General features: G+C 47.3%; 7 protein-coding genes and 1 tRNA gene. 2 read left to right on the top strand and 6 right to left on the bottom strand.

Translation table 11 applies throughout. The features are described from left to right. Nucleotides 1–34: 34 nt before the first annotated feature. From AC07M6_RS18315 to AC07M6_RS18290, 6 genes are all read right to left on the bottom strand, one after another. On the bottom strand, nt 35–418 hold the full coding sequence (locus tag AC07M6_RS18315) for a hypothetical protein (protein WP_494891905.1): 384 nt from the start codon (nt 416–418) through the stop codon (nt 35–37). Then, a complete protein-coding gene (locus AC07M6_RS18310; RefSeq protein WP_494891904.1) occupies nt 369–4,079 on the bottom strand; it encodes a DUF6443 domain-containing protein in 3,711 nt (1,236 codons plus the stop codon). The genes AC07M6_RS18315 and AC07M6_RS18310 overlap by 50 nt, the downstream gene beginning before the upstream one ends. A gap of 11 nt (nt 4,080–4,090) precedes the next feature. Beyond that, nucleotides 4,091–7,477 carry a hypothetical protein gene (locus AC07M6_RS18305; protein WP_494891902.1) on the bottom strand — a complete coding sequence of 1,129 codons (3,387 nt, stop codon included), beginning with the start codon at nt 7,475–7,477 and terminating at the stop codon, nt 4,091–4,093. 118 nt (nt 7,478–7,595) lie between these two features. Continuing rightward, nucleotides 7,596–8,534 (bottom strand): hypothetical protein, encoded by a 939-nt coding sequence (locus tag AC07M6_RS18300; protein WP_494891900.1) that lies wholly within the window; start codon nt 8,532–8,534, stop codon nt 7,596–7,598. 51 nt (nt 8,535–8,585) lie between these two features. Further along, a complete protein-coding gene (locus AC07M6_RS18295) occupies nt 8,586–9,815 on the bottom strand; it encodes a hypothetical protein (protein ID WP_494891898.1) in 1,230 nt (409 codons plus the stop codon). A 1,137-nt stretch (nt 9,816–10,952) separates the two neighbouring features. Further along, a tRNA-Asn gene (locus tag AC07M6_RS18290) sits at nt 10,953–11,026 on the bottom strand. An 86-nt stretch (nt 11,027–11,112) separates the two neighbouring features. Between AC07M6_RS18290 and AC07M6_RS18285 the strand changes: the two genes are divergently transcribed. After that, complete coding sequence (locus tag AC07M6_RS18285) at nt 11,113–12,033, top strand: PfkB family carbohydrate kinase (protein WP_494891896.1); 921 nt, start codon at nt 11,113–11,115, stop codon at nt 12,031–12,033. A 92-nt stretch (nt 12,034–12,125) separates the two neighbouring features. Next, nucleotides 12,126–13,115, top strand: a complete 990-nt coding sequence (locus AC07M6_RS18280) for an aldo/keto reductase (protein ID WP_494891894.1) — start codon at nt 12,126–12,128, stop codon at nt 13,113–13,115. Nucleotides 13,116–13,311 lie beyond the last annotated feature (196 nt).

Below are 13,311 nucleotides of genomic sequence, written 5' to 3'. Positions count from 1 at the left end.
CACAAGCTAAGGACGCTTGCGGTAGCGGAGGGACCTAATGGAGACTCGATGCTTCTTCTAATATTGAAATAGCAAGTGCTCTTATCTCTGTCCAAGGCTGATAATCTAACGATTTTTCATCCCAGGTGTCTGAATCACTATGTTCACTGGCAACGTCAAGGATTATGTTTATTTTATTAAGTTTATTTAAGATAGAACTCGATAAGCAATTATTGCCTTGAACTTGTAAACCTTGAAAACAATCATCAAATAGAAGCGCGATTTCATCTGTACAGGGAAATGATCCAGCTTTTTTTAACCATTCTCTCTGCTCGTTAGAACTAGCCGCCATCAATTTAATTGAGTTAGTCAATAATTCATTCATTTTTTTATTTATTAGCTGGAGCGGGCCTAATTTCTCCACTTGTTGTACTGCCATTGCTTACTTTATAATATGGGTCAGGGCCATGATGCCCGCCACCTGGGTGCCAACGCATTACTCTGCCTGTAGGTTGTCCGTTAGCATTATACTCTCTTAACACCCATCCTTGGCCTTTTTTTGATCCTTTTCCGAGTTTTTCAACCTTCCAGTTTTGCGTCTTACCAATTTGTTGTTCAACACTTTCAGGAGTTCTACCTCTCAAAGCATTAGGGTTGTCCATTACTTCTTCAATGGTTAGCGGAATTGGTCGTACACCAGCATCTGCAAACGCTATTATAGATCCTACCACTACTACGGGATCACTCCATTGGGATTTAATATAGTCTGTCATGAATTTCTTCCGGTCGGCAGGGTCATGTGTAATAAATTGTTTAATCCACTCGCCTTTAAGTTGCAAGCTTAAACCCTCATAACCAAAGGCATAATGATCCCATGCGTAAGCACTGATTACCTGGGTGAATTCCCCACGCCAGTAGTTATTCCATCCTTGCGAATTGAGAAGTCCCGGATAGCGATCCTGCCATAATGCTATATTCTCTTCGAAGTTAGATCGTCTATCCCACGGAACTACGTAAACATCGTTGCGTCCATCATGCGTGTTTAAGATTTCGTTCCCATTTGGATCCACATATCTTGTTCTGAAGGATTCTCCCGCGTTACCATCTGGATCGGTAATTGAGATAGGATCGTTCGAAGCATAATTATAAGGAGACCAATGTTGAAAAACTTCACTTTTAGGATCAACACTCGTCCACCTCCCAATTACGGGATCATAAAACCTGGCCCCGTAATCATACTGACCTAAGCCATCCTGCAGCTCCTTCTTATTGTAAAGATAATTGTTTTTCTGGCTGGGTATGGTGCCCTTGGCAATATCCATCCCGAAAGGCATATAATCGTCGGTTTGTTTAGCCGCGCCTGCGCCGCCAAAACTATCAAAGGTAACCCGGGCATTCCCCAAATGGTCCGTCAGACTGTACTCGTAATTGGGGCTGGTGGCCGGGTTCAGTACCCGCCCCTCTTCGGTTTGCACAAAGCTGATGGTGTTACCCTCGTACTGGATCCCGCCGATATATTCAGTAACGGAGCCGCTGCCCTGGGTGGATAGTTTCCTTAGCTTCTGCCCTGCGGCATCATATACATAGCTGATCATGCCCGCGTTTGTACCTGTGATGGTATTGGTTTTAGGCAGGTTCAGCATGTTGTAGGTTATTGCCAGGCTCTTGCTATTGTCGGTCGCCATATTGCCATTACCGTCATAACTATAGGTATAGCTGCCCGCTTTATAGCCGAATGGCCCCGTATCGCCTGACGCGTCACTGACGCTTTGCAGCTGGTTGGTATTGTTACCACTCATGGCATAAGTGTAGGTCAGGTTATCGATCATGTTGCTGCTCCCGTTCCAGGTGCGCTGCAGGGTTTTGATATTGCCCAGCACATCGTAAGTAATGCCGCTCTCGTTGTAGTTATCGGTAGAGGTACCCGCCGTCAGCCGGTTCAGCTTATCATAAGCATAGGTATAGCTGGTGGTATTGGGCGTCGCGCTGGTGCCCCAGCTTTGGCTGGCGATATTGCCGTTATACTGCGCGGTGGGCGTTATGCCGCTGATATTGTTTACGCTGTTATACTGTAACTGTTCTTCAAACAGCCCGGCATTGCTTTTGCTTAACCAGCCGCGCTCGTTATAGTTATAGGTCACATCCTGTAAAAAGGAGGTGCCGCCATTGGCGCTGTGCAGGTATTTTTTGTACAATTGCCCTACCTCGTTAAAGTCTGTTTTGCTCAGCAGCACATTGGTGCCCCCGTTAATCTGTTCCCAGCTTTTTACCTTGCGGCCCATATGGTCGTACTCGTAGGTATTGGCTACGGTTAAGGCCAGCACGGCCGCGGTGTTGCCGCTGTTCTTAGCATAATGCAGGCGGGTGGTGCTGGTGACGGCGTTGGTGAAATCGTAAGCGGTAGTGATATCGTCGTAATTATAATTGCTCACCACGCCGTTCAGGTAATGCTGCGCATAGCTTTTTACGCTTCTTCCCTTGTCATCATAATACTGTACGCTCCAAAGCATAGCAGTATCAACGGTGCCGCCAGGGTTCAGGATGGCCGTTTTACTGGCTGTGGGCAATCCACGGGTCATGGTACTGTAGCTGCTGTGCTGATCGTAGACTGCCGGCAGGTTGGGGATACTGTAATCATCGTAATAGCTGATGCTCAGGATATCGTTCAGCGTGGCCGGGTAGCTGCTGATGGTGTAACCGGTGGTGGTACTGCCGTAATCCCTGGCATCGTACTGCGCCCCGGCATAGATGCTGGCCTGCAGGGTGCTTTGCGCGATGGCGCTGCCGGCATTCCAAAGCCCGGTCATGATCGTACGGCCCAGGGCGTCATATTTGCTTACCGTCCACTGGTTGCTGAGCCGCTGGGTGCTGTCCTGGCTCAGTACCGGCTGATCCAGCTGGTTGTAGACCATCATGTCCCAACCCTTGCCCGGCAGCTTCTTCTGGCTTAACCGGTTCCGCTCATCGTAACGGTACTGGTAGCACAGGTTGTTCAACTTGGCTGGGTCTATGCCTGCCGTATTGTCCGGGTCGGCGCCCGGTGGCAGCACAAAGGCCAGTTGCCCCATGTCATCATACACGTAATAGGTGGATAACATTTCCAGCGCACCGCTTTTATAGTTAAAAGTGCGTTTCAATACGACGTGACCTTCTTTGTCTTTGTATTCCTCCATCGTGCCGGCCCGGCCGCTGGTCCAGTTCTCATCTTTACTGACAGTGACCGTTAGCTGACCGGCATCATATACGGCGGTATTGGTACCGCCCCTGGTGAGGGTGCGGCTGCCATTGCTGTTGATAGCGGCCGTGTACAGCGCTACCCGGCGGGTATTAGCCGTATCGGTTAAAGCGGTGGTGTTATTAGTTGTATATTCCATTACTACCGTCCGTCCGGCGGTACTGGTGCGGCTGCCGGACGGCTGCCAGGTATCGCCCGGCGCGCCTTGTTCCAGCACCCGGTTCAGCGGTGAGGGCTCGAATACGGTGATCGCGAAGGGGCTGGTTATATTTTTATAGTTTTGATTCGATAAACCATAAAAACCGGCCTGTTCGCTAATAGCAGCCGGGCGGTATGCACCCGGCGTACTTGTGCTTTGCGTATAGGGCAGGTATTTGGTGGCCTCGCGCCCGAAAGCGTCATAGGCATTGGGCGCAATTACATCTTTGCTGGCATCCGGGTTACCTTTTACCTGCACCGTTTGCAGCGGACGGCCCAGCCCGTCGATATATTGCACCGTTTGCATGGCATCGCAGGTAGTGTAGGTGCTGATGGCCGGGTTGTAACCGGCAATGCGCGGCACAATCGTACTGATATAATTCTGCGTGCCGCTTAATACTGTCGATAAGGGTACGCAGGGTGTAACATAGATCAGCAGAGAATTGCCGGTTGTAGCCGTAAAGCTGAAATCAGTGAGCAGGATGCTGCTGTTATTGTAATAGGTGCCTGCGGCGGGTGTCCCCGTCATAGTACCGCTGGATACGTAGGTTTGCGCCTTTGCGCCCTGAATGCAAAGCAGCAGGCAGCAAGCGGCCATAACAGCTGATATGCCCCTGTTTTTTGCCCTGGGCTTTTTGCCCGCTATCGTGTGATCGGTTTGTATCATGACTGTTCAGGTTATTGGTTCTGGTAGTGGTAATCGGTATGCTTTACAATATTGCCGTACTGGTCTTTAATGTTGACCAATCGCTGGAAAGGATCGTACTCGTAATAGGTGGTTTGCCCCTTGGTATCGATAGCGCTGGTCATCCCCACTAAGGGGTCGTACGTGTAGGTCGTTATCTGGGCGTCTTTTGGATAGATCCGCACATCGTCATAGCCGCTACCGCCGGTCATGGTATAGGTGTTTGCCATATAGTTATCCTGTTTATACTTCCATATTGTGCCGTCCAGGTACCAGTAGTCGATTACATATGCACGGCTGTTCGGGCGCGTCCAGCTTACCGAGGCACTGGTGCTGTATTTATTACCGGTATGGGCAGCCCCCGTAGCCGCGCCGCTGGCTTCCTCGTAGTTCTCCGTATAAAACTCCGTATTCGACGCGTTCTTGCACTCGGCTATAGGATATTGGCTGTTATAGCCCCACTGATAGGACAGGTCGGTTCCGTTAGCTAATGATTGACCCAAAAGATTACCGAAGTTATCGTAGCTTTTATAAAGTATCCTAGATTCTGTATTTCCGCCCAACTGTTTTGTCTCAATCAATTTCGGCAAAATTAGTTTTGCGGTATTATCACTCCACGAATTATCCTTCCAGAAATCGAAGTTGGTACGCTTAAGCGTGAGAAACTGCCCATTTTTGCTTACAGATTGTTCAACCACTGAATTTTGGAAGTTGCGGTCCGACATAGCGTTGTATACATTGGGGCTTCCCGATAACTTTAAATCATCCGGGTACTTGTAAGTGGTAGTAAGGGTATCTCCGGCAGATAATTGCTGCTCCATTTTTGTAATTTGTTTGTGCACCGAATTGTCAAAAAAATATTTTTTTACCGTTTTTATCGAATCGACACCAAAGTAGTCTACTTCAGTTTCTTGGGTCACAGGCGACCACATGGTAGCATTAGCATATAGAGTTGTATAAAAACCGGTCGTGGTCCAGGGGAAACTCAATAGTTTCATGCCTGGAATGCTTTGCCATTGGTTTATCACAGAGCCAAAATCATACTGAGCTTTTCTCTTCAAAGTATTTCCTGAATCATAATATTTTACGGCAATCAACTTACCGTTTAAAGGGTGCACTGAACTGGGAATATATGGCACCTGAATATATGAGGGTGCATAATTAAAAAAGGCGTATTCAATCTTTCCATTCTCACCGTTTTCTCCTGATAGTTCGGTCACCTTACCATATCCAATCGTACCGCTTCGCGTGAAGCCCTCAACATGTGTTGAACTTGAGCAGCGGGCATAGTAGTATCCCAAAAAGGGGAAAGAACCACCGCCGGAACAGATGCTGGAGCCCCCGACTTCAGCAAGAAAATCATAGCCTTTAGGCTCAAGTACTAGCCCGCTTGATAACGAGCCGTCATTGTAAAGAAATCTTTTCACCGTTTTATTGCCCAATCCGTCATAATTTTCGACCCGCTTGATTCGAAGACCGCCGCCCTTTCTTTGTGCCAAGTAAACATGCTTGGTGAATTGTGCCGAAAATGTAGTATAATATGTCGCCGTTACTGGGTTGAGGCGGATTGTATATGTTCCAGGCGTCAATAAAACAGTTTGTTCGGTGATGTAATTGAGCTGGGTTGTACCGCCGTTATTAATATATTGCGCGTTGCGAAAAGTCATGTAGGGTTGTCCGTTCATGTCCAGGAAAGCGTAATCGCTTATAAACTCATCCCTGTAATCCGGATTATTGGGATCGTAATAATTGAAATTAAATTTAACCTCTGTGGTTTCGCTTATTGTAAAACTTCCTGAAGACGCAGCTGAATTAGGAAGTGATGTACCAAGCGTTATGGTTGTATCTTTGGGATTCCAAGTGTCATTTCCGAATAAATTCGTATATTCATTAAGTTCATAGGTAAAGTCTGTTTTACCGCCAGTCGGATAACGAAGGGATGATAAGACACCGTTTTGAACAGCTGTCAACGAAGTATCCGGTCGGCGGCTCGTCCCTTGAAACGATTTAAAATAAGGCTGGGATGTGGCTGCAGCAACAAGCATCGTTTGGCTGTCTGTCTGGTTGTTAAAATACCCCCAATGATCAACAGCTTTGGTCAATTTTGGGGGCAATGCGTCCGGGTTGTTATAACTCATCCTATAAGCTGTCAATGGATGCAAGGCATCGGAAACGTCCTTTACCGAGTCAAGCTTTAATCTTTTATTAGTAGCATCAAAATCATTCTGGTTGAAATAGGAATAGTAAAATTGGATTTTTTTGAGCACTGCGCCTTGCCTGTCTTTTTCGATGATATAGTCTAAACGCGAGGAGCTATTCGCCCCGGAAACATCCTTTATATCCAATCGCGAAGCTTTATGGAATTCCATTGATCCGTTGGGGAAGGTTATGTTATCCGGTAAATCGTTGTAAAGTATCTGTTGCGAGGCTGTGTAACTGTGCAAAGGGTTCGCAATGCCAGGAGCGCATCCATTTACGACCTGCATCAAAGTATACTCTTCTTCGGATTTATGCATTAAACTTAAGCTCTGCTCCGCCGAGTAAGAGAATAGTATTTTTTCGGATTTTGATGTGACAATTGAATCCAAATACCAGGCTGTAATAATATTGTGGGGGATACTGCTGTTGTTGACAAAATCATTGAGCGATGGGTTATAGAAAGTTTCGCTTTCGGTTGTTGTCGACCAATCAAGTGCTGATTCCTGCGTGTTAAAATAATACTTATTACCGTCACCATCGATTATCTGCCAGCCTGGATTCAGGTATATTATTTTTAAGTTTGACCCCTCCAGTTGCAATATTGATGATCCCTTGGAAACTTTATCGAAAACAAATTTCCCATTATAGTTACCAATACTAAAATTAAAAATGTCTGGCTCGGTGTCTACCAAGCCATTGCGTACTGACGCGAGATATGTTGATAAATAAAAATTGGGATCTGAAGCGCCATGCGTACTGTATAAATTAGACAAAGCACTTTCGGAGGGAAGCGTGTCTATTGTATGATACCCTCCACTGTAAAGGTCATCCATTGCACGCACGGTCCGCGTTATTACACCGCCACCATAAGCCAGAGACCATCCCAGACCCACCCAACTGGCTTCCTGCGCCGCTTTTGTGCCAGACGCATCATAACTTAACACAATATTTCCTGCTTGATTGGGAAAGAAATTTTGAAACAATGGAATGGATATCTCTGGTACTCCATTATACGTTCCCTTAGAGTTATTCCCAAAACTTCCAAGCGATGCTGCGTTTGGCGATGGTAAAATTACTTTAGATAGTTCAATTCGGTTTTGAGCGTTAGCTGGTACAATCAGCCAGGTAAAATTGGCCAATAATGCCAAAAAGATGGCTCGCAAGTTGATAGAAGTTGACATAAGCTTCAGGATATTTGGTGATTGGACGGTATGATGATCATTTTAAGTTTAGAAAAACAAACGGCCGCATTGAGAGAAGGGCAACGATTGTCAATAATGATTTTTATGTTTGGTAAGATTAGTGTTTGCGGCTTTTCATTTGACGTTTTAGCACGTCAATTTCTTTTTGCTGTTCAGCATCCTTTTTATCTTTCTCAATCAAATACAAGGTCAACTCCTCCACCTTCTTCAGCAACAGCTTGTTTATTTCGCCCAGATCCAGGCCGTTTTTGGTTATCTCCTGTTCGGACGGTATCTCCGGCAAATGATAGTTTAAATCAACGTATGCTTTTACTGATGCGAGAGAAGGCAATTTGTACCCAGGCATAAAGACGTAATCCGACCAGCCTGTCATGTCAACCTTTACCACCTGGCTGTGGACGACACCTTTTACGGATAATAATTGATCGGGATTGGTTGTACCGATGCCGACATTGCCGCTTTGATCAACAATCATGTAACTGTGCCAACTACCATTGTTATCTACATTGCCGAATTGAATATTCCTATCTACCGCAGCGCCTATGTTAGATCGAATACGTATTGCTCCGCCATTACCAGGACCCTTAATAAAATATGCTGTCTGGTCACCCGCGAATAATAAATCTCCATTTAGTCTTTGATTCCCATCAATATCGAGCTTTGCAGAAGGGCTTGTCGTGCCGATGCCGACATTGCCATCTGTAAGAATTGTCATAGCGGTAGTAGATGTATTAACAACAAATTTTTGACCCGTATATAGAGATTGCTGGGTCAATAAACCGTCCGGGGCTATATAGCTAAATCCCTTGACATCCCCGCCTATCGCGTATGCCACGCCGCCGCTGTAACTGGACGAGCCATTGACTGTGAGCCATGAAGCGGCAGATCCGCCAGATATGGGGGTTGTTGTTCCCAGGCCGACGTTGCCAGAATTGTAATAAATATTACCTGGTGTTGAACCAGACCATGTTTGAGCCTTTGAAATAAACGGAAGTGCCGAAAGGATGGCAATAACTGCCAAAAGAGTTTTTTTCATGATGTGATAAGTGTTTATGGTGAATTTCAACAGATAGAAATCAAATGCTTTTTACGATTTCTTTTTCAATAAAGTTTCCACTTGTCTGCGCAATTCATTTATCTCTTTTTGTTGCGCTTGTTTTGCCTCGTTTTCTTTGAGTAAATAGAGGGTTAGCTCTTCGATCTTTTTTGTTTGGAGTTTAACCATCTCACCCAGGTCAATGCCGTTTTTGGCCACATCCTGCTCGGAAGGCATCTCCGGCAGGTGTTGGTTTTTGTCGATGTAGGCCTTGACCGACGCGAGGCTCGGCAGCTTGTATTCTTTTTTGAAGACATAATCCGGCCAGTTGGCCGTTTCTGCCTTAATTGCTTTAACACGAACTATCCCGGTTTTAGTAATTTGCAGGTAGATATTGCCCTTGACAGTCGCGTCGGACAAGACCTGGTTTGAGGCGCTTGCCGTCGACGCGATGGTCGCGAAGTTCATGTTGCCGAAGATGTCGTTGTATATGACGCCGCCGCCGTTGTTGACGCCGTCGCTGTGCATGGTCCACGAGGTGCCGCTCCTGGCGGCGTTAAAGCCGAGGTAGCTCGTGCCGTAATTGAGGGCCGGGCCGCTGGCATCGCCGATGCTCGCCTTCGTGCAGCCGTCGTCAACCTGAAAAAGGGAAATCGGATTATCCGTGCCTACGCCGACGTTGCCCCCATCGCTTTGCAAAACCAAGTTATTTACCTGTGCCCCACCATTACTAAAAGCCCTGATGCGTGAATAGGTATTTCCGGTACTCGCCCCCTGGTCGATTTGAATAATGGATCCAGTACTGGCGATCGCAAAGTCGGTTGTCCCGATAAAAAAATTACCTCTTACATCGAGGTTGCCAATTGGGTTTGTAGTGCCGATACCGACATAGCCGCCGGATGCGCTCGTCGGGTGCAGAGTCATGATGAGTGACGGGATGTTATAACCGTACTCCCCATAAAATTTCAGATCGCTAATGTTGGTTGTGTACTTTGACGCTTCTATTTTGACCGCACCATGATTTGCAAAATACAGCCCCAATGCGGAAGTGCCCGATGCATCCGTGCTGCCGTAGCTCGAATTTCGCAAAAAGACGGTGGGCGTAGTGGTTGTGGCCCCTTTCACTTCAAACTTTGTGCCCGGTGACCCCGCAGTACCGATGCCCACGCTGCCAGAATTGTAATAGATGTCTCCTGGCGTTGAACCAGACCATGTTTGTGCATTTGAGAAAAACGGAAGTGCCGATAAAATGGCAATGATTGCCAAAAAGTTTTTTTTCATGATGATAAGGAGTACGTTATAATTTTATGGATTTTGTATGAAAGGTTCCAATATTCAGAATGCTGATCTACAAGCAGGAGGCAAACAGGCGCGGTTAAAACTAAATTTCAAGCTCGGTGAAAGGCGATGCCAGGGTGATTTCATTTGTGATGGACTGAGGTAAGGTTGATATTACATTCTGTGCCCAAGATAAGGGTTGTCTTCAATATTTTCAGCGTCGCGGAAAAATATTTGTCCGCGTGCAGTTTTAGGGAGCCGGATTATGGAAACGCGATAGGCACAGTTTGTTTATGCCGGAATACCGATGCATTTCCTTTACAAAGGTCGCTACAATATTTCAGGGGATGGTGGCATAAGCGTGTCACCATCCCCCGAACGCGTTAGGAGTATCCGGCCCCAAACCGCGCGTCCCCTCAGCGGGTGAACGTGTCCCGCCCGGTGGCGTAATCCGTGGACGATATCGGCAGCGACATCTGCAGCGTGGACGACCACAGCTCGATTACGGCGAAGGCGGTGCCGCTTCCGGCGGCGCCCACGACATGCAGCTGAGAGAAGTCGCCCGACGCGCTCCACGCCTTGACGGAAACCTGCGTGCCCGTTACAGCGGTCAGCGGGCATATCATTTAAACCAAAATTCCTTAGCCAGCCTAAAACGCTCTTATCGGGCGGACTTCGTGCTTGACGGCCTTCGGCTCCCCTCCGTAGGCGTTTCTGTAGGGAGGCGCGGTGACGTATGCCCAGGACGCGTTGTTGGTCGCCTCGGGTGGAAGACCAGTAGGTCGCCCCATTGGGCGGTACTCCAAGCAGCACCAGTTGGTTGACGGCTGGAAGAAACCAGTCGGAGTAGCCGCCGTCCCGGCACGCCCTGCACAGCGCAGCGGTATTGCCCGCGCCAAGCGCCTGCACGATCTTGCTCGTGTTGTCCGAGCCGTCGGACACGCTGTATGCCCCCCCGTACCCCATGCGGCAGTTGAGGACAATGCGTTCTTCGTCTTGATAAGCCCGTGCAGGGCCGTCTGATCAACGTAAAATATGATTCCCCCGCCGTAGCTATGCAATTACTAAAAAAGTATGCAAATTTTCTGCAAATAAAAAAGCCCCACTCGCCGGAGTGGGGCTAACTTATTGATTTACAGGCTCCTGAGGCTGGGCTCGAACCAGCGACCCTCTGATTAACAGTCAGATGCTCTAACCGGCTGAGCTACTCAGGAGTATTTTCCGGTTTGGAGTGTGCAAAAGTATGATTATTGAGGTAATTTCACAATATTTGTCGCAAAAAAAATTAAAATATTTTTACATGAGTTTGGTAGTTATTGGTACTGTGGCGTTTGACGCAATTGAAACCCCTTTTGGTAAGACTGATAAAATTGTTGGCGGCGCGGCAACCTATGCCAGTTTAGCGGCTTCTTACTTTTATAATAAGACAAAAATTGTGGCTGTTGTAGGTGATGATTTCCCACAGTTCGAAATAGAAGACCTGAATAAGCACAATATTGATACCGAAGGCCTGCAGGTAAAAAAAGGCGAGAAATCATTTTTTTGGAGCGGCAAATATCATAACGATATGAACAGCCGTGATACCCTGATCACCGAGTTAAACGTACTGGCCGATTTTGATCCCATCATCCCTGATAGTTATCAGGACTGCGAATACCTGATGCTGGGTAACTTAACGCCACAAATTCAGCAAACGGTTATTAAGCGATTAAAGAAACGCCCAAAACTGATTGTAATGGACACTATGAATTTTTGGATGGACATTGCCATGGAAGATCTGCTGGAAACGATTAAGCTGATAGACGTACTTACGATTAACGATGCCGAAGCACGCCAGCTATCGGGCGAGTATTCGTTAGTAAAGGCCGCCCGTAAAATACTGGCTATGGGGCCTAAATACTTGATCATTAAAAAAGGAGAACATGGCGCGCTATTGTTCAGTGATGACCTGATCTTTTCGGCACCGGCCCTGCCTTTGGCCGATGTATTTGATCCAACCGGCGCCGGCGATACCTTTGCGGGTGGTTTTATAGGCTACCTGGCCAAGGTGGGCACCATTAACTTTAATAATATGAAGAATGCCATTATCTACGGATCGGCATTGGCATCGTTCTGCGTAGAAAAATTCGGGACTGAAAAGTTGAAGAACCTGACCCAGGCAGAAGTAGCTGCCCGCATTCAGGAGTTTGTCAGTTTATCGCAATTTGCTATTATTGAGTAAACAGAAGTTCATGGTTGATGGTTCATAGATCATAGTGAAAATGTTTGCAGATGGCTATGAACCATCAACTATTAACCATGAACTAAAGAAAAATGAAATACAGGGAATTAGGTAATACCGGCGAAAAACTTTCGGCCATTGGCCTGGGCTGCATGGGCATGTCGCATGCTTATGGCACACGCGACGATGCGGAATCTATTGAAGTATTGAACCTGGCCATTGAACTGGGCATTAACTTTTGGGATACCGCCGATATTTACGGCCCGCATATTAACGAGGAACTGATTGCCAGGGTGCTGGCCCCTAACCGCGATAAGGTATTTATTGCTACCAAATTTGGTTTTGTACCTCAAACCGACGGTAGTCTGCGCGCATTCGATGGCTCACCGGCTTATATGCGCAAAGCGGTTGAGGGCAGCCTGAAGCGTTTGAATGTTGAAGTAATAGACCTGTACTACGCTCACCGTATCGACCCAAATGTACCTGTTGAAGAAATGGTAGGCGGCATGGCCCAACTGGTGACGGAGGGCAAAGTACGCTACCTTGGCCTGTCCGAAGCATCGGCGGCAACCTTACGCCGGGCAGTAAAAGTGCATCCTATAGCGGCCTTGCAAAGCGAGTATTCCCTGCTCACCCGCGATCCGGAAGCGGAGATCATCCCCGCCTGTAAGGAACTGGGCATTGGCTTTGTGCCTTTCAGCCCGCTATCGCGCGGTTTGTTCAGCGCTACCTTGCCCGATAGTCCCGACGCGTTAAAATCAAACGACTTCAGGCATACTATTCCCCGTTTCCAGGGCGATTATTATGATAACAACACCAAACTGGCTGCCGAATTTGCTACGCTGGCGCACGACAAACAGTGCACACCGGCGCAATTAGCCCTGGCCTGGGTATTAGCGCAGGGCGATGGCATCATCCCCATCCCCGGCACCAAAAAGCGTAAATACCTGATGGAAAATGCGCAATCGGTAAACGTAATATTAACACCAACCGACCTGAACGATTTGGAGGCCTTATTAAAGAAATATCCCAATACCGGCCCGCGGTATACCGATGCGGCCATGAGTATGGTGAATAAGTAATCTCCATTTGATGTTATTTTGACAGAGCCAGGACAGCCTCCCGGCGGGTTAACATGGCATTATACTTTTATCCAAACTTCTTTATGCCCTTTCCGCCGCGGGTTTGCCCGCTTCGGGTGCTTTTTCCTTTTTTCGCGGCTGGCTAAGCCACAACTTTGACTTAAATAATCGTGCAGCCTGGCGCTGCTCATCAAAA

This window comes from Mucilaginibacter sp. GW821-FHT07H05 (genome assembly GCF_059418485.1).
Note: the sequence above shows the minus strand (reverse complement) of the source record. Positions and strands in the feature narration are given on the sequence as shown.

Coding starts and splice junctions, on each gene's coding strand:
- AC07M6_RS18315 (WP_494891905.1), bottom strand. CDS start 418: ATGGCAGTACAACAAGTGGAGAAATTAGGCCCGCTCCAGCTAATAAAT.
- AC07M6_RS18310 (WP_494891904.1), bottom strand. CDS start 4,079: ATGATACAAACCGATCACACGATAGCGGGCAAAAAGCCCAGGGCAAAA.
- AC07M6_RS18300 (WP_494891900.1), bottom strand. CDS start 8,534: ATGAAAAAAACTCTTTTGGCAGTTATTGCCATCCTTTCGGCACTTCCG.
- AC07M6_RS18285 (WP_494891896.1), top strand. CDS start 11,113: ATGAGTTTGGTAGTTATTGGTACTGTGGCGTTTGACGCAATTGAAACC.
- AC07M6_RS18305 (WP_494891902.1), bottom strand. CDS start 7,477: ATGTCAACTTCTATCAACTTGCGAGCCATCTTTTTGGCATTATTGGCC.
- AC07M6_RS18280 (WP_494891894.1), top strand. CDS start 12,126: ATGAAATACAGGGAATTAGGTAATACCGGCGAAAAACTTTCGGCCATT.
- AC07M6_RS18295 (WP_494891898.1), bottom strand. CDS start 9,815: ATGAAAAAAAACTTTTTGGCAATCATTGCCATTTTATCGGCACTTCCG.